The sequence below is a fragment of the Microcoleus sp. CAWBG58 genome (assembly GCF_020883045.1).
Lineage (GTDB): Bacteria > Cyanobacteriota > Cyanobacteriia > Cyanobacteriales > Microcoleaceae > Microcoleus.
Map to the genome: position 1 here is coordinate 80,398 of NZ_JAHRFA010000019.1, position 21,918 is coordinate 102,315.

At 46.0% G+C, this 21,918-nt stretch carries 15 protein-coding genes; 7 read left to right on the forward strand and 8 right to left on the reverse strand.

Features of this window, described 5'->3' with window-relative positions; genetic code table 11:
* Positions 1-152 precede the first annotated feature (152 nt).
* Complete coding sequence (locus QZ918_RS11170) at positions 153-4,100, reverse strand: EAL domain-containing protein (RefSeq protein WP_293334685.1); 3,948 nt, start codon at positions 4,098-4,100, stop codon at positions 153-155.
* Between the two features lie 330 nt (positions 4,101-4,430).
* On the opposite strand from QZ918_RS11170, the gene acnB reads away from it, so the two are divergent.
* From acnB to QZ918_RS11195, 5 genes are all read left to right on the forward strand, one after another.
* Complete coding sequence (gene acnB / locus QZ918_RS11175; RefSeq protein WP_293334727.1) at positions 4,431-7,046, forward strand: bifunctional aconitate hydratase 2/2-methylisocitrate dehydratase; 2,616 nt, start codon at positions 4,431-4,433, stop codon at positions 7,044-7,046.
* Positions 7,047-7,383: 337 nt separating this feature from the next.
* Entirely contained in the window at positions 7,384-7,842 is a 459-nt protein-coding gene (locus tag QZ918_RS11180) for a hypothetical protein (protein WP_293334688.1), read from the forward strand.
* 3 nt (positions 7,843-7,845) lie between these two features.
* A complete protein-coding gene (locus tag QZ918_RS11185) occupies positions 7,846-8,301 on the forward strand; it encodes a type II toxin-antitoxin system VapC family toxin (protein WP_293334691.1) in 456 nt (151 codons plus the stop codon).
* A gap of 151 nt (positions 8,302-8,452) precedes the next feature.
* Positions 8,453-8,833: a cupin domain-containing protein gene (locus QZ918_RS11190; protein WP_442921422.1), complete on the forward strand. Its 381-nt coding sequence runs from the start codon at positions 8,453-8,455 to the stop codon at positions 8,831-8,833.
* Between the two features lie 34 nt (positions 8,834-8,867).
* Positions 8,868-9,062: a hypothetical protein gene (locus tag QZ918_RS11195; protein ID WP_293334694.1), complete on the forward strand. Its 195-nt coding sequence runs from the start codon at positions 8,868-8,870 to the stop codon at positions 9,060-9,062.
* A gap of 103 nt (positions 9,063-9,165) precedes the next feature.
* Here the strand turns inward: QZ918_RS11195 and QZ918_RS11200 are convergent, their stop codons facing one another.
* From QZ918_RS11200 to QZ918_RS11225, 6 genes are all read right to left on the reverse strand, one after another.
* Positions 9,166-9,825 (reverse strand): pentapeptide repeat-containing protein, encoded by a 660-nt coding sequence (locus tag QZ918_RS11200; RefSeq protein WP_293334697.1) that lies wholly within the window; start codon positions 9,823-9,825, stop codon positions 9,166-9,168.
* 163 nt (positions 9,826-9,988) lie between these two features.
* Entirely contained in the window at positions 9,989-11,638 is a 1,650-nt protein-coding gene (locus QZ918_RS11205; protein ID WP_293334700.1) for an ABC transporter substrate-binding protein, read from the reverse strand.
* A gap of 295 nt (positions 11,639-11,933) precedes the next feature.
* Positions 11,934-13,406 (reverse strand): adenylate/guanylate cyclase domain-containing protein, encoded by a 1,473-nt coding sequence (locus tag QZ918_RS11210; protein ID WP_293334737.1) that lies wholly within the window; start codon positions 13,404-13,406, stop codon positions 11,934-11,936.
* A 70-nt stretch (positions 13,407-13,476) separates the two neighbouring features.
* A complete protein-coding gene (locus tag QZ918_RS11215; protein WP_293334703.1) occupies positions 13,477-13,821 on the reverse strand; it encodes a slr1659 superfamily regulator in 345 nt (114 codons plus the stop codon).
* A gap of 45 nt (positions 13,822-13,866) precedes the next feature.
* The gene (locus tag QZ918_RS11220) at positions 13,867-14,445 is read right to left on the reverse strand and encodes a slr1658 family protein (protein WP_293334706.1); all 579 of its coding nucleotides are present in this window, start codon (positions 14,443-14,445) and stop codon (positions 13,867-13,869) included.
* A 203-nt stretch (positions 14,446-14,648) separates the two neighbouring features.
* Complete coding sequence (locus tag QZ918_RS11225; RefSeq protein WP_293145722.1) at positions 14,649-16,592, reverse strand: PP2C family protein-serine/threonine phosphatase; 1,944 nt, start codon at positions 16,590-16,592, stop codon at positions 14,649-14,651.
* Positions 16,593-17,148: 556 nt separating this feature from the next.
* Here QZ918_RS11225 and QZ918_RS11230 point away from each other — a divergent pair.
* Positions 17,149-17,727 carry a DUF8738 domain-containing protein gene (locus tag QZ918_RS11230; RefSeq protein WP_293334709.1) on the forward strand — a complete coding sequence of 193 codons (579 nt, stop codon included), beginning with the start codon at positions 17,149-17,151 and terminating at the stop codon, positions 17,725-17,727.
* Between the two features lie 537 nt (positions 17,728-18,264).
* Here QZ918_RS11230 and mnmA read toward each other — a convergent pair.
* Complete coding sequence (gene mnmA / locus QZ918_RS11235) at positions 18,265-19,356, reverse strand: tRNA 2-thiouridine(34) synthase MnmA (RefSeq protein WP_293334712.1); 1,092 nt, start codon at positions 19,354-19,356, stop codon at positions 18,265-18,267.
* 635 nt (positions 19,357-19,991) lie between these two features.
* On the opposite strand from mnmA, the gene QZ918_RS11240 reads away from it, so the two are divergent.
* Positions 19,992-21,641: an NAD(P)H-hydrate dehydratase gene (locus QZ918_RS11240; protein ID WP_293334715.1), complete on the forward strand. Its 1,650-nt coding sequence runs from the start codon at positions 19,992-19,994 to the stop codon at positions 21,639-21,641.
* Positions 21,642-21,918: the final 277 nt, after the last annotated feature.

Here is a 21,918-nt window from a genome sequence, read left to right on the forward strand (position 1 = left end):
CCTGGTGTTTGTTCGGTTGTCACACCAACTAAGCCGGGAGCAACTCGCATGAATCAAGCGCAAATGAATTATACAGCTATTGTCACCAGTTTTCAAATTCTGGGTAAATGAGTAAATTTAGGTAGAAATAGACAGATTTCTTGAAACAGATGTTAACCCGACTTCATATTGCCCAAATTTATCAGCATTTCTGTCACTGCGCCGCTGTCCAAAGGTTTAGAAAACAAATATCCCTGAGCTAATTCGCAGTCGAGTGCCCGAAGCTGGGCTAACTGTTCGGCTGTCTCCACACCTTCGGCGATCGCATTTAATCCCAAATTGTGAGCCAAAGTTACGATCGCCCGCACAATCTGCAAAGGCTGACCCCCACCGTTGCCGTTTTCGAGCGCCCCCAAGCGACTCACAAAAGATCGATCGATCTTCAGCGTATCCAGCGGAAAGCGGTGCAAGTAACTCAAAGACGAATAGCCCGTACCAAAATCGTCGATCGACAATCGAATATTTCTACCTTTTAATTGGGCAAGTACAATATTAGCTTTAGCCACATTTTCTACGATCGCGCTTTCAGTGATTTCCAATTTTAAACAATTCGGAGCGCAGCCAGTTTCTGCCAATATTTCATCTATATGTTCGATTAAATTCGCCATTCCTAACTGCTTTGGAGAAATATTGACACTCATTGTTAATTGTGAAGGCTCAACAATTGGAAATTGGGCATGGGGTATTGGGCATCGGGCATCGGGCATTGGGCATTGGGCATCGGGCATCGGGCATCGACCAAACAGGGCATCGGGCATCGGGCATTGCCGAACTTCCTGCTTCCTTGTATTAGTTAAATCCGTTACATCCGTTACATCCGCTACAAAATCCGCTGCCGAACTTCCTTCTTCCATCAACATTTCTTGCCAAACGCGCAATTGTCGGCAAGCTTCGCGCAGCACCCAGGCTCCCAGAGGCACGATCAAGCCTGTTTCTTCAGCTACAGGAATAAAAGTAGACGGCGGCACTAGACCCCGAATCGGGTGCTGCCAGCGCACCAAAGCCTCAAAACCTTCGATCGCACCGCTGGCGAGGGAAAAAATTGGTTGGTAGTGCACAATAAAGTGCGAACATTCATCCTTACTTTTCCCTAATTCCTCCTTACCAAAAATAGCTAACCGCAGGTCTGTTTCTAACTGCAAGAGGGAGATAGTTTGGTCGTGCATCGCCAAATTAAACACCTCGTGGCGGGCTTTACCCAAAGCTTTAGCACGGTACATAGCAATATCAGCATCGCGCAGGAATTCTTCGGGATGGCTGTATAAAGCACTCTGCTGGCCGTTCAACTCGTCACTTTCTACTATTCCTAACTCACCTCGACTGAAAACAATCCCAATGCTAGCGGTGGTAAATACTTCATGCCCTTCGAGGTTAAACGGAATCTTCAGTTCTGTTTGTATCCTGTTAGCTGCTAGGGTGGCGTCGCTGAAGCTCTGAATGCGATCTAGCAGAATGGTAAATTCGTCTCCCCCCAACCGGGCGACTGTATCGGAAACGCGCACGCAATCCTGAAGCCGCTGCCCTAGGGCAATTAGCAGTTTATCCCCAAGAATGTGTCCTAAAGAATCATTAACTATTTTGAAGCGGTCTAAATCTAGGAACAAAACGGCAAATTTGTAATCTGGGGAATGTTTGGAACGGCGGATCGCTTGTCCTAGCCTGTCGATGAACAAAAGGCGGTTAGGTAAACCCGTCAGCGAATCGTGAAAGGCGCCGTGCAGTAGTTGCTGTTCTACTCGCTTGCGCTCGGTGACATCTCTGATAATAATTTGGGCGGCGGCTGAGCCTTGATAAATAGCGGGGATGCCGGCAACTTCAACGTCTATGATTTCTCCGTCAAGCCGCATCAATTTTTCTTCGGCAAGCTCTATCGGCTGATTTTCTTCCTCGACTTGTCTCATCCGTTCTCTGGCTTTTTCGACATAGTTTGGATGAACCATATTCAATACCGGAAAGCCGATGAGCTCTGCCGGAGATCTGGCGCCGAGGAGTTTAGCGCCGGCGGCATTGATGTAGACGATTTTTCCTTGACTGTGAACGGCGATCGCTTCGGGAGATAGTTCTACTAAACGACGATAGCGTTCTTCACTTTCTTGGAGAGATACTATCAGCTCGCAGCGCTCTTTTTCGGCTCGCTGGCGTTCGACTTCCATTCTGTGAACTGCCAGAAATTTACCGATGCTTTGAGCCATCAGTTCTATGATTTCTCTGGTCTGCGATTCAAAATTTTTATGTCGGGCTTCTTGCGAACAAAAGCTCAAAGTACCATAAATTTTATCGTTGACAAATATCGGTGTGCCAATGTATGATTCTATGTTCAAATCTTGATAAACTTGATGGTCGCCAGTTTTCAGTATTTCTTTGATGTGAGAACACGCCATGGTTTTTTTGGATTTGATTACTGCTGCACAGTAAGTATCGCTAAGATTTAATTTTAATCCTTTGTTAAAATATTTGATATTGCTTTTGACGGAGCGAATCAGAAAAGATTGACTTTCAACTTGAGCAATAATACCAATAGAGAGTCCAAAAATCAAACAGCCTGCTATCAGATAATCATCAACCAGTTCTTGAAAGTTTTGATAGTGATAAGTTGTAATCCGGTGCAAGTGTTTGAGGTTGGCACTGAATGTGGCTAAATCTTGAGACTTTAAAAATAATTCTTCTTCCGAGCGCTGGCGGTCTGTAACATCGGTTTGAACTGCAATAAAGTGAGTTAAGTGTCGCCGAGAGTTGTATACTGGAGCAATAGAAAGTTCGTTCCAAAAAGGTGTTCCATCTTTCCGAAAATTACGCAAGATAACTTGGCATTCTTTCCCTTCTTGAATGGCAGTTTGCAGCTCTTTTGCCGCAGGGCAATTGATGTTTTTCCCCTGTAAAAATCGGCAATTTTGACCAATTAATTCTTCTCTGCTATAACCTGTGATCCGCTCAAAACTGGGATTGATATAAATAATTGGATTATCTGCAACTGTGGCGTCGGCGATCGCAATGCCGTTGCTGGTACTCTCGATCGCCCGTTCCATCATTTGCAAGCGCTCTTGCGATCGAATGCGATCGATCGCCGCAGCTAACAGATTGGCGATCGCTTCTACAAAATAAACGTCATCCTGGTTAAAAACCCGCTCTTGCTTGCTGTGTACCCCCAAAATGCCCCAGACAGCCGACTCAGCAGTCTTCCCAGGTTCTGCTTGTCCCCAGTTCTTTTTCGCCTGTCCCCGATTTCCGGGAACGATCGCAGTGACGCCGCTGACAGCCTGGTGGTTGTGCAGCAGTGGCGACTCGCTAAAGCGGGTTTCTACTCGCAAATCTGCGACGATTATCGGTTCACCAACTAGCAATGTGTAACCTGCTTGCGATCGACTAGAAGCGGTAACAGTAGCGTTACCGACAAGTCCGGGCTGCCAGCCAATCCCCGCTCGCAACAGAAAAGCATGGCCAGAAGGCAACAGTTCCAGAAACTGGCAATACTCAACATCTAGGGTTTGGGCAATTAACACCGCAGCTTTTTCCATCAGTGCGGACAAATCTGTTTCTACCAGAGCCTGCTGCCCCAAGTAAGCGACGGCCGCTTGCTGGCGGGCCCGCAAGTGGATTGACGCGAGCAATTCCTGCTCTTTGGCGGTGGCTAGCTTGCGCTCGGTAATGTCGCAAAACACCGACAGTACCGTTTTTTCCGACAGTAATGTCAAATACCGCATGGATACAGTGGCCCAAAACAGGGTACCGTCAGCTTTTTTGAGGCGGACTTCTGTCTCGCGGACGTATCCATTGCGAGCGAGATCCTCCAGTAGTTGCTGGCGTTCTGCGGGATTGTTGTAGAGGATGGAGGCTGGCTGGCGGTCGATCGACACAAATGCTCTCAGACCGAAAGCCTGACGGCATAAATCGTTACTATAAAGAATTGTCCCGTCAGGCAGACTGCTAACGATCATGGGCATCGGCATCGAATTGGCGATCGTCAGCAGCAATTCTTTGGTTTCTTGCAATTCTTCGTACAAGTCTGGCTTGGCGGCACAGCCCTGACAGTCTTCACCGTTTTCAGGGATAAAACTTTCCATTTTTCAATTGTTCCATTGAGCAGGTAACTTTTTTTACACTTGTGGTGACTGATGATTGCATATGTAGAGGACGATCGACAGTACCTCACTACATTAATCTTAACTAGAACTCCTGCAAGTCAACTCGTCAAAACTCGATCTGAGGAGTTTTGGGTGAACTCCCAGTAGAGATCGCATCTGTCTCTGGTAAGAAAATGTAGAGTTTGTGAACTTGCGTTAAATTTTCATGTATAGCGGGGTACTTTGCCAAATATGCAGCGCCAGCCCCTAATCTAAAAAGTAATGCCATCTGCTAACAACTATCCAAAACTATCCGAAGAGAGAGAGAAAATGCTTGAATCTTACCGCCTTCACGCTGCCGAAAGAGCCGCATTGGGAATTCCACCGCTGCCGCTTGACGCCCAGCAAACGTCGGAACTCTGCGAATTGCTGAAAAATCCGCCACCGGGAGAAGAAGAAGCCTTAATCGAATTATTGCGCGATCGCGTACCTCCAGGCGTAGACAGCGCCGCCTACGTCAAAGCTGGTTTTTTAACCGGCATCGCCAAAGGTGAAATCCACAGCCCCCTAATTGCTCCCAAATGGGCAGTTTACCTGCTGGGGACAATGATGGGCGGTTACAACGTCCAATCTTTAATCGATTTGCTCAATCCTACTGCCGAAATCGCTATCCCCGCCACCGCAGCCCGGGCTTTGAGCAAAACGCTGTTAGTATTTGACGCCTTCCACGACATTCTCGCCCTGTCGGATACTAATCCCTACGCGAAGCAGGTAGTCGATTCCTGGGCTGATGCCGAGTGGTTTACCGGCCGCCCCGAACTGGCCGAAGCCATTACTGTGACAGTCTTCAAAGTGCCAGGAGAAACCAATACCGATGACTTGTCTCCCGCACCTCAGGCTACCACGCGGCCGGACATTCCCCTGCACGCTTTGGCGATGCTCGAAAGCAAGATGCCAGGGGCTTTAGAAACGATCGCCCAATTAAAGGAAAAAGGCCATCCCGTAGCCTACGTCGGCGATGTTGTCGGCACCGGTTCCTCGCGGAAATCGGCGATTAACTCGGTGTTGTGGCACATTGGTAACGATATTCCGTTTGTACCAAACAAGCGCAACGGCGGATATATTCTAGGAAGTGCGATCGCCCCGATTTTCTTCAATACCGCTGAAGATTCCGGTGCACTGCCGATCGAATGCGATGTCGCCAAAATGGAAACCGGCATGGTAATCACCATCCATCCCTACAAAGGCGAAATCACCAACGAAGCCGGAGAAATCATCTCCACCTTCACCCTCAAACCCGACACCATCCTCGACGAAGTGCGCGCCGGCGGTCGAATTCCCCTATTAATTGGACGCACCTTAACCGACAAAGTTCGCGAAGCTTTAGGACTAGGAATCAGCTCTATTTTCACCCGTCCAACTATCCCCGCCGATACCGGAAAAGGCTTCACCTTAGCTCAAAAAATGGTAGGGAAAGCTTGCGGTTTGTCCGGCGTTCGTCCCGGCACATCTTGCGAACCAGTGATGACCACCGTCGGTTCCCAAGATACCACAGGCCCAATGACACGAGACGAGTTAAAAGAACTTGCTTGTTTGGGATTTAGTTCCGATTTGGTAATTCAAAGTTTCTGTCACACCGCTGCCTATCCGAAACCAGTTGATGTCAAAACTCACCACGAATTGCCCGATTTCATGGCACAGCGGGCCGGCATCGCTTTACGTCCCGGAGACGGCATTATTCACTCTTGGCTGAACCGGATGTTATTACCGGATACAGTAGGAACTGGCGGCGATTCTCACACTCGTTTTCCTTTAGGAATTTCTTTCCCTGCGGGTTCGGGATTAGTTGCTTTTGCTGCTGCTTTGGGCGTGATGCCTTTGGATATGCCAGAATCAGTTCTAGTCCGGTTCAAAGGTGAATTGCAACCGGGAGTAACGCTGCGAGATGTTGTGAATGCAATTCCCTACGTAGCAATTCAAAAAGGTTTGCTGACAGTCTCCAAACAGAATAAGAAAAACATCTTTTCTGGGCGGATTATGGAGATTGAAGGTTTGCCAGATTTGAAGGTCGAGCAGGCTTTTGAATTGACCGATGCCTCGGCCGAGCGTTCTTGCGCCGGATGCACGATTAAATTGAGTTCTGAGACGGTCTCTGAGTACATTCGTTCTAACGTCGCGCTGCTGAAAAACATGGTGGCGCGGGGCTATCAAGATGCGCGGACGATGATGCGCCGGGTGGCGAAGATGGAGGAATGGCTGGCGAATCCGGTGCTCCTAGAAGCGGATGCTGATGCCGAGTACGTGGAAATTATCGAAATCGATCTCAACGAGATTACCGAACCGATTGTAGCTGCGCCGAATGACCCGGATAATGTGAAACTGTTGAGTGAGGTTGCGGGCGATCGGGTAGACGAAGTATTTGTCGGTTCCTGCATGACAAATATCGGTCACTACCGCGCCACTGCCAAGGTATTGGAAGGTTCAGGAGAAGTGAAAACTCGCCTGTGGATTTGTCCGCCCACTCGCATGGACGAACAGCAACTGAAAGAAGAAGGTTATTACAGTATTTTTGGAGCCGCTGGAGCGCGGACGGAAATGCCGGGATGCAGTCTTTGTATGGGCAATCAAGCGCGGGTTAAAGATGCCACAACGGTGTTTTCAACTTCGACTCGCAACTTCAACAACCGCATGGGTAAAGATGCACAAGTTTATCTCGGTTCTGCGGAATTGGCGGCAGTTTGTTCGCTGTTGGGTCGCATTCCCACAGTCGAAGAATACCACGAGATTGTGGCGAAGAAAATCAATCCTTTTGCTGGTGATTTGTATCGATATTTGAATTTCGATCAGATAGCTGGTTTTGAGGATGAAGGGCGAGTGATTGCTTTGGAAGATATGCCTCGGATTGAGGATATTTTGGGGATTCCTGAGGGTGTTTTGAGCAATTAATATAGCGGATAGAGCGAAAGATAAGGTACGTTGTTGGGATGCGAGCCCTCTTGGTTTAAGGGTTATATAAGCTGTCAATCATACCTCATTTTTTCGAGAAAGGCTATATCGTCGAAGCTGACTGAGATGGTTATTTTGAACCGCAGATAAACGCAGGTGTACGCAGATGAATGAATTTTATCTGCGTACATCTGTGTTCATCCGCCGACATCTGCGGTTAAAGAAATTCCCATTGTTTACAATATAAGTAGAGACGACTTCGATCGCCAATTTCTAATTCCCATCCAAAATATCGATCGACCCGCTGATTTAAATACGACAAAGGAGAAAAGTGATTATGTCTGAACAAGCTTTAATTGGTGAAAGTCCAGCGACAGCAACCTCAGCACCAGAAACTCGCATTGGCAATGAAATGGTAGAGTTTCTCAGTGTAATTCAGCAAACTCCGAGAGAATATTGGCCGAATTTGCTTAAAATGATGAGGTTATTTCTGGAAACCGTGAGAGTTAAGCCCGGATTACCGGAACCCGCCGAGACACCTGAAAACGTAGATTTTACGAAACTGTCGAAGGATAGAAATATCACAAGAAATCAAGCTATGAGCAAAATGCTGCTAGCGGGGCGAAAGGAAGGAAATGAGGATAACGAAAAACCAGAAACTATCGATCCTGTACAGCAGCACGAAGCTCTGAGCAAGTTGTTACAGTCTTGGGTAGATGATGGAGATGAACAGGAACAAACAGAAACCGCTGAAGTGCTTCGCAAAGCACTAGAAGAAAACCAGGTGCATATATAGTCGATGAGCAGAATAGTTTTGTTAGATTCTGGGCCTTTAGGAATTGTTACAAATCCCAAAGCCGCCTCTCCTTTATATCAAGAGGGTAAACTCTGGCTGCAATTTTTGCCACTAAAAGGTTATATTGTAATGCTCCCTGAAATTGCTGACTATGAGGTGAGGCGCGAATTAATTCGTGCAGGTAAGGCGGCAGGTATTAGACGACTCGATGAACTTAAATCGCAAATTCCCTACTGTCCTTTGACTACGGAGGTAATGCTTTCAGCGGCTCAGTTGTGGGCGGATGCACGAAAGAGAGGAAAGCCAACGGCACACCCCGATGCACTTGATGGGGATGTGATTCTGGCTGCTCAAGCAATATTGGAAGTAAATGGTATGAATGAAGTGGTGATTGCTACCACAAATGTGGGGCATTTGTCTCAGTTTGTCGATGCTCGCGAATGGCGATCGATCTCTTAAAGCTAGATTCTACGATAAACACTCAAGAATGAGCCGTTAACAAAACTTGCAAAAGCCGATCGCACGCAACGCACCTTCCCCGACTTACCCAGTGCCTGATATACTTTCCACTATAGATATTTTTACACATACCATTAGCGAGATAAACAAGATGGTGGAAACAGTGGACACAATCGAAAAAACGGACGATCGCACGCAAACCCGGTTTTGGGGTAAAGTTACAGTCATAGACGCGGGCGATCGCTACAAGATCAATCGCATCGAAGTCAAACCGGGACACCACATCCGCACCCAAATGCACTATCACCGCAGCGAGCACTGGGTTGTCGTCTCCGGTACCGCTAAAGTTATCTGCGATGACAAAGAGACCATTCTCATGCAGAAACAGTCAACCTACGTTCCCATGAATACCGCTCACCGCGTGGAAAACCCCGGCGTTATTCCCTTGGTGATGATTGAAATCCAAAATGGCGAATATCTAGGAGATGATGACATTATCCGTTTTCCCCAAGATGCCGCTGACGAAGATTGATCTCAAATCAAGTTAAATAACTCTCAGGTTTGTAGTGAGGACTTCAGTCCTCTCTCATCTCAGACTTAACGGAAAATTAAAATTACCAGAAAGAATGGGTTTAAAGCCCCAAGCCCGGGAGAAATTAAAATCAGGCTCTTCGTTACTCCAATCCTGTTCCTTCTTTTGTCAACTGTCAACGAAGAGGGCGGGCCCGCACCATCCACCGCCCCTACAAACTGTCAACTGATTGAAGGAAATTAAAATTATAGGGGCAATTTCAGAAATTGCCCCTACAGGATTATATTAAGGTTATTAAACACGATAGTCTGATATAGCAATTGGCGATCGTCCTACGGCAAAGCAGCGTTTTTCAAATCTACATTTGCCATATTGGCATCCTGTAAATTAGCGCCAGTCAAATCTGAACCGTTCAAGTTAGCACCGGTCAAATTAGCACCAGTCAAATTAGCATCCCGCAAGTTGACCCCCAGCACATCTATTCCCGCCAAACTACCGCCCCGGAGGGTGATATTTCCCAGATTCGCGACAGACTGACGGGCATTTCTCAGGTTCGCCCCAGCCAAATTAGCACTTTCTAAATTCGCCCCGACCAAATTAGCACTGGTGAGGTTGGTATTTTTCAAACTGGCAATTACTAAACCAGCCAAACTCAGGTTAGCCCGAGTCAAATCAGCACCCTCCAAATTTGCCCCGTGCATTTTAGCCCCAATCAAGCTCGCACTTTGCAATTTAGCTTGTGTCAGATTTACTCCGTTTAATTTGGCTTCGTTCAAATTTGTACCCCTCAAATTTGCACCGCTCAAATTTGCACCGCTCAAATTTGCACCGCTGAGATCCATACCAGAAAGCTGCGCTCCTGTCAAGTCACATTTGCTGCAATTTTTAGTTTCTAATAGTTGCTTGACATCTGATACGTTTTCTGCTTTGACTCCAGAAGCAAAACCGATCGCAATTAGCAGCCCTGTTGTTGTTAAAATTCCAAATTTCATATACTCACCCTCAGCGATAGCTCTCTCTACTAATAATATCCAACATTTTTAGAGAGAGTGGGGTGATCGGTCTCTTCGATAAACTGTGACAATCATCACCCTATTGTGCACAAAATATGATAGGATGATGAACGTTTCAAGTCTTAACAATTATTGTAAACAATTATTGCTTTTTCAGGAACCAAAAGGGAAAGGATTGCGTCGGTTCGAGACGGACACCCGTGATGCTGTTCTGAGCAAAAGTATAGTCCTTATCCTGCCATAGGGGGATGAAAGGTACATCTTGACCTAGTATGTCCTGAATTTCGGCAAACAAAGCTTTGCGGGTTTGAGGGTTTGCTTCTTTTCGCTGGTTGGCGATCAGTTGATTTACCCGATCGCTATAATAAAACGAACCCTGCCCCTGACTCGCACCCTTCTCGCACCCGCGGGCCGCCGAACCCGTCGCACAATCCAAAAACGGCTGAATGTAATTGTCAGCGTCGAAAAAGTCAGCGTACCAATCCACTAACACCGCAGGATAAATCCCCTTCTCGATATTCTGAAACAAAGTCGGAGATTCAACGCTATTAATTTCCACCTGCATGATCCCGTCCATTTTGAGTTGGGCTAAAGCTTTAATCGTACTCGCCACTAAACCTCGTTTTGTGGAACCACTAGGATGCCAAATTTGAAAAATAAACGGATTGGTGGCCGAATATCCCGCTTTTGTTAACAATTCCTTGGCTTTTGTCATGTTGGCGTCGCCGTACATTTCTTTAAACACTGGCTTGTTAACGTCGAAGGTTGTGGGAATCAGGCTGTACAGAGGCTGGGCTTGTCCTCGGAGGACGCGATCGTTAATAAGCGGCCGATCCATCGCCGCTGCGATCGCCTGTCTCACCTCTAACTTATCCAGCGGTTTAGAATTGAGATTCAGCGTCATATAACTAACTGTACTGCTCTCCCCCACGATTTCCTGCCATTTCCCTTTTTTTGCTCCCTCGTCCAAGCTGCGAACTTGATCCGCATCCAGGGATAAATAAGCTACATCGATCGCACCAGTCCTAAAAGTATTGAACAAATTTGAAGAACTCGAAAGCAGCAAAATGTCAATACCTTTATTAACGGGTTTTTCTCCCCAATACTTATCAAAGGCGTCAAACTTCAGAGAATCGCTACCGTACTTCGCCAGTTTGTAGCGTCCGGTTCCTACAAAAGTATCGGGTTTAAATTTACCGTCTCCAATCTCATAAGCTTTCGGAGAAATCGGACAAAGGCCGGCAAATGTCAGCAGGGAAGGAAAAGCAGCAAAAGGCTTTTTGAGTTGAAAAGTTAATTCGTATTCGCCCGTCGCTTTCACCGATTCTACTGCATCGCCCAACAAGAAAGCCGGACGACCGCCATTTTTGATAAATCGCTGCAACGAAAATTCCATTGCTGCGGCGTTAAACGGTGTGTCGTCATGAAAAATCACGCCTTGACGCAAGGGAATTGTATATGTCAATCCGTCTTTGCTCACTTTTGGCATTGCTGTCGCCAAGTGGGGGATTAACTTTGTCGTTCCCGACTCGTAGGTGTAGAGAGTATCGCCCAAATTTCGCAGCAGTTGTCCTGAGATGGTTTCGTAAGCGTCGGCGGGGTCGATCGTCCGCAATTTCAAGGTTGTGCCAATTGTCACGCGATCGTTGTTCGGCGAATTGGGCGAATTGGGCGATCGACTGGCACTCTGTCCGCAGCTTGCAACTAACAAGCAGCAGAGGCAGAACAGAGCTATAACTTTAATCACTGAAGGTTTTATAGATATTCTCGACTGCCGCTTGTTGATTTCCATCGTCTTTTATTGACACTCCAAATTACTAATCATATTATCAAGACTTACGCACTTATAAATCAGAAACCCGGTTTCTTAGTAGATGCAATGTCGCGAAACCTCTAAAACTGACTGCGGAAGCATCTCAATGAATGCAAAAAAGCAATTGCTTTACAGTGCGAGCGTCCCCGCTCGCGATCTATAATCGCGAGCGGGGACGCTCGCACTATAAAATCAAAACATCAAAACTGAGATGCTCCCACTGACTGCTGTCAACTGTCAACTGTCAACTGTCAACTGCTTTCCTGCCAACTGACTAAAATTCCCTGAGGAGCGATCGCCAATCCCGACAGCGTTTCAGGTAAATGCGAGCTACCCGATCGCTCGGATTTGCCCGCAAACACTCTTCAAACAATTTTCCTGCCAATCGGTACTCATGGCGATCGCAAAGTAACATCGCTTCAGTATATACCGCCAAATTTGCTAGCTTAGCCGAGAGAATTTCCGGCGGATCGGCATCGAAGACCTCATATATTGTGACATATTGTAATTTTCCTTTTACCTGTACTTTATCCACAATCCGAATCTTATAATCAGCCGGATTTCGCAACCGTTCCAATGTCTGCTGAGAAATTAACAGAGGAACGCCATAATCTTTCGTCAACCCTTCAATCCGAGACGCCAAATTAACAGCATCACTAATCACCGTGCTATCCATTCTGCTTTTGCCACCAACTGTCCCCAGCATCAAAGAACCAGAATTGATCCCAATCCCAATTTGAATCGGAATGTAGCCCACACTTAAACGGTATCTGTTGTAATCGTTCAGGATATTTAGCATCGCAATACCAGCTTTCACTGCATCATCTGCACAGTCGCTAAACAAAGCCATAATCGCATCGCCGATATATTTGTCAATAAACCCATGATTGCTAGTAATAGCAGGCTCCATGCGCGACAGGTAAGCATTTATAAAATTAAAATTTTCTTGAGGAGTCATAGTTTCGGAAAGCGTCGTGAAATCGCGGATGTCCGCAAACAGCACCGACATTTCCTGCTGCACTTGATCGCCTAAACTGACATTAATAATACTTTCATATCCCAACAAATTTAGAAATTGATGTGGCACAAATCGCCCGTAGGCATCAGTTAATTCCGATTCAGCATCCAGAGATTTTTCTAAGCTTTTATTGACTTCAAATAATTCCTTAATAAATGTTTGGCGGTCGGCTTCAGCTTGTTTGCGTTCCGTGACATCTTGAAAAACTGCGATCGCAAAAGCAACTTTGCCACAGTCAAAAATTGGCGTCCCCCAAGTCTCAAGGGGGATTTTATTGTCGGATTGATGAATTTCCAAATCGTCAGCCGTCGAACTTTCTCCCTTCAGCGCTCGGACAATCGGCAAATTATCGGCAGGGTAAATAATATCAGTTCCCGCGATATAAAATTTATAACTTTTTGACAAATCATCAACAGCATTTAACGGCAACACCCCTTGGCCGAGTAACTGCTGTCCGGCACGATTGACGTAGTAAGGTTTACCTTGAGCATCGAGCACGGCCACGCCTACGGGAATCGCTTCGAGAAATTGAGCTAGCTTAACTTCACCTTCCCGCACCGCCTCCAATGCCCGATAGCGCAACTCAGATTCAACCGTATCGGAATGTTCAGCAGTATTTTCCAGCAAGATTTCCAGATCCGCTTTTTCCTCCTTCAAGTCTTCCACTTGCTGGCGCAATCTTTCTATCTCTAAAAGTAGCTGTTCTCTAGATGGTTGTTCTTCCAGCATAACCCGAGAATTTGCGCCTCGACTAACAGAAACTTCCTCAACAGTCCATACCCTAAAAGTCATCATACGTCTATAGTAATTCAAACTGCAAACTCGGCATTAGGCGCTGGAAATTCTTCACAGATTTACCTTGCCAAGCTATACATTGAGAACCTTGTACCGCCATTTGCACCCGAGCTTTTTTGCGTACTGCGATAATAAACTTCGACAGCATATTTATGCCTGAACTGTTCAAAAATTCTAACTGTTGCAAATTGAGGGTAATTTTTGCCGGTGCCAAATCGGCTACCTCCTCCAGTAACTGCACTATCGGCGCGTACTCTTGGGGCCTGCTCAACCTTAGAGATCCTATAAAACTCACGGTTGCCGTTGATGGATCGTAACAGATCCCGTAATCTTCTGTTTTAATTTCCATTGCCGCAAAAAAAGTCCCTTAGACATTATCGATCGCCAGCGATACTTATACTCTTAATTGCACCATAGTTGTCACCGTAATTACTTCCGGGTCTTTTTGCACCGTCTGGAACTTCCAACCTATTTGGGTGGTATAATCGCTGAGCATGGTTAGCAGGCCCAATCCTGAATTAGTAGAAGTTTCGTCAGCAGCATTTTTTTCCAACTGCTCAATGTACAGCTCGCTCGGATCCGACTCCAGCAACTGCTGAATGTAAGCCTGAAACTTCCCCACACCTTGCGGAGAGATGCTGTTAGCAACTGAGAAAATCAGTCCGTCGCTCTTTAATTGCAGTTTAATGTTGATCGGGTGTTCCGATGTCTCATCATTAAACTTCATCGCATTCTCTAATAACTCATTAGCAATGTAGCTAACAGCACTTTTAATTTCAGCTTGTCTGTCAATTGTCGAGGGATCATCCTCGTTTCCAGGGAAAAAAGTCGTCAAGTAGTCAGCCAGAAAATCCGCCGACAAACCATTGTTCCGCCACCGCTGCTTGAGGGGGATCGAACTCGGGGAAAATCCAATTATTAAATATTCGTGGCTGGGAGTAGGCTCGATGAAATCCCCGAAAGTCTGAATCATGTTAGTTGTTGGTTGACAGTTGACAGTTGACTGTTGTTATTTGTTAATCGTTATTTGTTATTTGTTATTTGTTATTTGTTGACTCTTGTTATTTGTTAATTGTTAATTGTTATTTGCTACCAATGCGCTGTTTGCCCAATGCCCTGTTTGCCCAATGCCCTGTTTGCCCAATGCCCCATTCCCCATTCCCCATTCCCCATTACTTATTTTTGTTTAAGAATCAGCAATGTGATGTCATCAAAAACTTTTTGTTCGCCGATGTGCGATCGCACGTCGTCAATTACAGCGTGCCTGATCTCTGTAGCCGTTCGCTGCCAATTAATCTGTATTACCTTAATTAACCTATCTAAACCATAAAGCACTTTATTCATATTTTTAGCCTCCGTAATCCCATCAGTGTACAGCACTACCACATCTCCTGAATGCAACTGGACAAGGGTTTGGGCCACAAAATCAGCAATATCTTCATCCAGCCCGATCGGGAAACCCAAATCGATTGTATCAAACCGCTCGACCGAACCGTTACACCGCACGACAATCATTTCCTCGTGCTGGCCGCTCAACTTCAGCATTCCCTCGTGATAGTCTAGCAAAGCAAGGCTAGCGTTCTTATCGCATTTCATCCGCTGCATATTATCGTAAATTACAGTGTTAATAGCGGTTAAAAATCTTACCGGATCGGCTTCGTTGTAGGTGAGCAAAGTTCGCACTGCTGTTTGAAGCATAATCATTAAAACACCGCTCTCCAATCCGTGTCCCGTCACGTCGCCAATACCAATTTTTACTTTACCTTCGTGCTGGAGTACATCGTAATAGTCGCCGCCTACTTCATCAGCAGGTTCCATAAATCCTGCAATATCTAAGCCAATAACTTCCTTCAATTCTCGGTCTTTCGGCAGCAGCATCTGCTGAATTTTGCGAGTGACATCTAGTTCGGCACTCATCCGCATATTTTCGGATTTTAGGCGATCGTTAAGAACAGTAATTTCTTGATTCGCACCAACCAAAGCCTCGGCAATCTTGTTAAATGCACCCACAACTTGCCCGAGTTCATCTTTGTTATCCAAAATAATTTTGTGGTCAATATTGCCACTTGCCATATTTTTTGACGCTTCCTCAAGCACAAATACAGTTTGCATGACTGCCAGGTAAAAAGATACAAATAAATAAACAACTATTGTTAAGATAATTAGAATAAAAACATAAATCAAGTGTTTTCTAGCAACTAAAGCATCTATACGTTTTTGCAGGATAAAGTCTAATTCATTGACACTTTTGTCCCACAGTTCAAAACTCGAATTCAGAACTCGGTCGCTGCCATCGAGATAGGTATAATATTCGACTGCGGCTGTGGGATAAATTAGTTTATCTAGTTGGGCAGTTAGTTGCTCTACTACTGAGTTAAAATTTATCAAATCTTGGCTTAATTTCGGTCGCAGATTCCCGTGAGGATTGTTGCTAAATCCTACCTCCATATTGATTGCTAAATCCTGATTGAGTTCTCTCAATTTGCCCGCAAAAGTAACCAATTTCGCTCTTTCTTCAGGTGTGGCATCGGAACGCAGGCTACTTTTTTGAGAAAATAGCCTAATTTCTGACAATAATTTTTGCATTTCTGGGATTTTCAACAAAGTTGCATCCATCAAATAATAGGTATCTAAATCTGGGTCTAATATGAGATTGGAAGTATCGCCGACGCGAGCGCTCAATTTATTAATATCAGATGCTATTTTTTGATATACAACATCGTAAGTTTCTAAACTCCACTGGCTGCGATGAAGTTTAAATTTTTGCCAATTTTGATAAATGGCATTAAATTGCTCGCGGGAAACTAAAACTATTCCTAACTGGCGGTCTGTATTTGCCAGGGATTGAAAGTCCGCGTCTATCTTAGCTTCAAAATTATCCCAGGACTCGTGCTGGCTTAAATTTGGATTTAAACCCTGATAATTTAACAGGTGAAATTTCGGTATGTATTCCCTCAACTGGCGCAGCGGACGCAGGTATTGATTGCCGTAGATTTCTTTTTGGGCAAAATCAACTCTGGTGTTAATTTCGGAAATCAGCAGGTACATCATCAAGACTAACGGCATCGCAAATAGAAAACCGATCAAGATGAATTTTTGAGGATAGCTGATCCGATTCATTAAATGGATTCCTAGGGATTTTCTGTTCATAATCGATATATTTCAACAAGATGTTACTAAAAAAGTAGCGATCGCTACTAAGTTATTTTCGGGGACGATCGCTCTTTAAAACCTAAATCCTCTAATTAATCAGCGATAGCTTGCTTAATTTATCATGCGTTCCCGTCCTGTTGCTGCAGATTGTACGGCATCCCTTGGCTCTCACTGGCTCAGTTCGCCTCCCCTTGTCTACAAAACCTTCAGAAGTTTGGGCACGATGAATAGTCATTTATACTGAGATGTTCCGCCAAAATCAATTTTTTTTCAGCAGATTTACCTAGCGATAAATTTTGCTCAATACTATACTAAAAGTAAAAATTAAGTAATAACTGGTAGTGCAAGTTTCCTGAAACAGAAGTGGCAGCAGGGAGTATAAGATACTTGTGCCGCACGACTCTGTTAAGTCGGTTCTGCACCAAGGAACAAACAGCACCAGCAGCAGTGTCTATATCAGTATCTGCATTTGAGTGCTCCGGAGCGATCGCGCAAGAGTGTAAAGTGAGGCAGAGAGCGTACTATGAAACCAATCTCCGAAAATAACTCTCAAAACAATCAAAACCGAGGTGAAAAGCAGCCTAATCCTTTAATCTTGGCTTTGGTGCTGACGGGAATTCTGGCATGGGAAATATATCCGGCGCTAATCCACACCGCTGCGGCTAACGCGGGCGCCATCAAACAGTCCCTCGTTCAGGTGGAAAACCAAGATGAGCAAACAGCGCAGCAATTTCCCGCTGTCGGGGATCAAAAAAAAATCAGCTATTCGGGATTGGTACTAAATAGTCTAATTTCCGAACCGGGCAATTTGGCTGAGGGTGCGCGCCAAAATCCTCCGAACCAATTTCCCGCAACCGTCGCAGCCGCAGTTCGCCAAGAGTTGTCGCAATTGACTGGGATTGCTGCTGACAAGTTCAAAGTCACTGAATCGAGCCGGCAAAGTTGGCCGAATACTTGTTTGGGACTCGCGAAATCTGATGAAATTTGCGGCCAAATGATTGTTGAAGGTTGGCGGGTTGTGGTTTCCGATGGCCGCCAAACTTGGGTTTACCGCACCAATGCTAGGGGGAATGTGTTGCGTTTGGAAAAGAAAGTTAGTTAAGAGAATTTCACCCTGTCAAATGAACAACAATTTTAATTGTGGAACAGGTAATACCAATTTTTTATGAGGCTGCTCCCGAATCTGATCCCCCCTAACCCCCCTTAATAAGCAGGGCGGTTTTATTGTCGTCAGACAAATTAGGTACGTAGTTGCGCTTGGGCGCTCTTTCTTAATCCTATAAAGAGCGCTTTCATCGCAACTACGTACCTTGGCCGATCGCGCGAGCCGACCTTTGAGCGATACTTTTGGTAGTTTTATATCTCCTATCCTGACAATTAATCCACCCTGCTAACCCCCCTTAATAAGGGGGGGACTGGAATCTTCTCAAAGTCCCCCGACTATCATGGGGATGCGAGGGGGATCGGAATATGTGCAACTTCACATTAAATTGGTATAAGATGCCTGTTCCACAAAGAGTAAATTTTATGGTGGAAGGTTTCTTGGAACAGGCTTTCCGGCCTGTTCCACAAAGAGAAAGAGTACATTTATATGGTGGTAGATTTCTTGTGGGGTGGGGACGGGAGCCAGCCCCTAACATCAATTTGGGAGTTTTTTTCTTTCAATAATCCCGCCGCCTAAGAGCACATCTCCGTCATACCAAACTGCGGCTTGTCCGGGGGTAATGCTCAACTGCGGTTCGTCAAAAATCACCTTGACTCTTGTACCGCTGGCTTTTTCGTCTGCTTCGGATGATTCTACGGGAATAATTGTAGCGGGGACGGGTTGCGATCGATAGCGAATCTGCACGGAAGCTCGAATTGGAGCGATCGGTCGATCGACAGAAACCCAATTTACTTTCTGGACATTACAGTCAGATTCTACCGCCAACTGGCGATCGCCCACAATTACCCGATTAGCACCAGCATCAAGTTCAATCACATACAGCGGTTCCGGTGCGGCAATCCCCAGGCCCTTCCGCTGGCCGATAGTGTAGTGGTGTACGCCGTCGTGCTGTCCGAGTACGCGGCCGGACTTGTCTACAATGTCACCCTTTTGCGGCGCAATGTACTTGTCGAGAAAAGCCCGCATCGAACCGTTACTTTCCACCAAACACAAATCCTGACTTTCCGGCTTATCAGCGGTTGTCAAGCCAAATTCGGCTGCAATTCTGCGAGTTTCAGTCTTGGTGATTTCCCCCAAAGGAAACTCCGTACCCGCCAGCAAATCCTGTGTTAAATCGTACAAGAAATAAGACTGATCTTTCGCAGGGTCGATCGCCCGCAGCAACTGATAGCGATCCGTAGCAGTATCATAGGTAATGCGAGCGTAGTGCCCGGTAGCAATCTTTTCAATACCCAACTCTTCGCGAGCGTACTTGAGCATCGGCCCGAACTTCACAGTTTTATTGCACTGCGAACAGGGCAGAGGTGTAACTCCTGCACTGTAACCGTTCACCAAAAAATCGACAATACTTGCCTGAAAGACTTCGCGGCTGTCAACAATGTGGTGGGGAACGCCCAAATCTTCGCAAATTTTAGCGGCATCAACCATTCCCTCAGAGCAGCATTGACCTTTGCCTTTCATCAACCACAGCGTTAAACCCACCACTTCATAGCCCTGATGGTGTAAAATTGCGGCTGCTGCGGAACTATCGACCCCGCCGGAGAGGCCTACGACAATCTTGTTCATAAAAAAGTTCGGTAAATGGGAAACGAGCGTGGCGTTGACTCCCGCTCGTGGGAAACTCCAAGAGCGGTTTCAACCGCCTTGAATCCCCTTGCGGGGTTGGAGGGGTATGGTTGCCCCTCCGGTGAGGTATAGTTGCCTCGATCTCTCTTGCGAGAGTAATGTTCGCCTCGCCAATGTTATAAAAGCTTTTTAGGCTAGCAGCACTGTCTCAGTGACTTTAAGACTGTTTAACCACTAGCGACAGAGCGGAAAACTGGCGTCGCATTCTCCGGTGTCGTGACTCAAATAACGTAGTCAGTTAAGACTTAGGCCCGTCAGTACAGCTCGCGAGAGATTTCTCTTACAAGCTCAGTCCCTTTAAGGCTGAGTTACTGACGGTTCGGAAATAAATTGCTATTCTACTGTTTTACTGTTACGCAAGTTCGATCGATCTAATTAATTATACCACAAAAATACTACAACCGTCCCGGACGCAACTGGTACATTAAAAAAGGTACGTTGTTGCGCTTTAGCGCTAAATCTGGCGCAAAGAGCGCAACAACGTACCTAAAAACTCTTTTAAGTATTGTCAGAATTGCGATCGCGAACTGTTCAAGCTGGTACTGCTGCTGTTAGCTGAAATTTTATCACTAATTATGACTGTTCAAAAATTTGTTGTCACTGCCGACCAAATGCGGCAAATAGAAACCAGAATTTTTGCTGCTGGAATGCCTGTAGCAGCTTTAATGGAAAAAGTCGCGCACCTGATTGCTAGACGCATTCAGGTGCTGTTGGGGGAAGAGGAAAGTTCAGCAACGGATTTTGAAACGGATGTAACGTATAGAAGGAAAAGCGGCGAAGGGAAAAAGATTGTTAATTCTCAATTCCCAGCTATTGGGGTGTTGGTTGGGCCGGGACATAACGGCGGCGATGCTTTGGTTGTGGCCCGCGAATTGCACTTTAAAGGATTCCCAGTAATTATTTACTGTCCGTTTTCTAAACTCAAAGAACTTACCAAAAGTCACGCTGATTATGCGCGTCATTTAGATATTGCATTTGTTGATAAAATCGAACCGCTGAAAAAATGCGACTTTCTCGTAGATGGTTTATTTGGTTTTGGGTTGGAACGAGAAATCGCTAACCCCACAGCCGCCGCGATTGATGAAATAAATAATTTAAACATCCCGATTTTTAGTATAGATATTCCGTCGGGAATTCATACAGATACTGGAGCAGTTTTAGGTGCGGCATTCCGGGCAAAACATACATTGTGTTTGGGGTTGTGGAAAAGAGCATTTCTGCAAGACCAAGCATTAGAATATATTGGGACTTGTGAATTAATTGATTTTGATATTCCGGTTGCAGATATTGCAGCGATCTTGGGCGATGTTCCAGCAATACAACGCATTACTAAAGCATCGGCAATTCAGCATTTACCATTACCCCGATCGCCAATTTCGCACAAATACACCAACGGTCACTTACTAATTGTTGCAGGTTCGGGCCGTTACAGCGGAGCCGCAATTTTAGCCGCATTGGGAGCAAGAGCCAGCGGAGTCGGAATGCTGTCAATTGCCGTCCCTCAGTCGATTAAACCGATGTTGAGCAGTCATTTACCAGAGGCATTAGTTATAGGATGTCCCGAAACCCCAAGCGGTGGCATTAAGGAGTTGCCGGTAGCAATTGATTTGAACTCCTACGATGCGATCGCCACAGGCCCAGGTCTGACATTGGAAGCCGCCATCGCTGTAGAATCTGTACTGGAGTGCGATCGACCTCTGGTGTTAGATGCCGACGGTTTAAATATCCTCGCTCAACTCGGCACAATACCCATTTTATCGGAACGCCGATCGCAAACAATTATCACCCCTCACCCGGGCGAATTTAAGCGTTTGTTTCCCGAATTAGCTGGCGAAATGGGCGATCGAATTGCCGCAACTCAAGCAGCGGCAGAGCTTTGCGGTGCAACAGTATTGCTCAAAGGAGCCAGAGTTTGCATAAGTTGGAAGGAGGATGACGGCGATTCCCTAGGGGATAGTTACGCTTCACGTACCGTTACCTATCTCAATCCCGAAAGCACCCCAGCCCTCGCCAGAGGCGGCAGCGGCGACGTTCTCACAGGCTTATTAGCGGGATTGTTAGCAAGTGCGATCGCCCGTAAATCCCCCCCCCAAGAAGTGGCAGCAACAGCAGCGTGGTGGCACGCTAGAGCCGGAATCGCAGCAGCCAAAGAACGGACAGAATTAGGTGTAGATGCCTTTACTTTGACACAGTATTTAATTCCTACCTTGCGAGAATTACAGTAAGGGCGATCGGGGCGCTACTACAAACCTCTTAATTTGGTTTGTAGTAAGGACTTCAGTCCTCTGATTTTGATAAGGACTGAAGTCCTCACTACAAACCTCTTGATTTGGTTTGTAGTAAGGACTTCAGTCCTCTGATTTTGATAAGGACTGAAGTCGAATGGCACTGAAAAAGGCTTAATCACCTTCGTAGTTTAGCTTTCAAGACAGAGCGAGGTTCTTGCATTCGAGGATACGGTTTCGGCCTTCGTTTTAAAACTCTGGGTTCAGAACGCCCAGG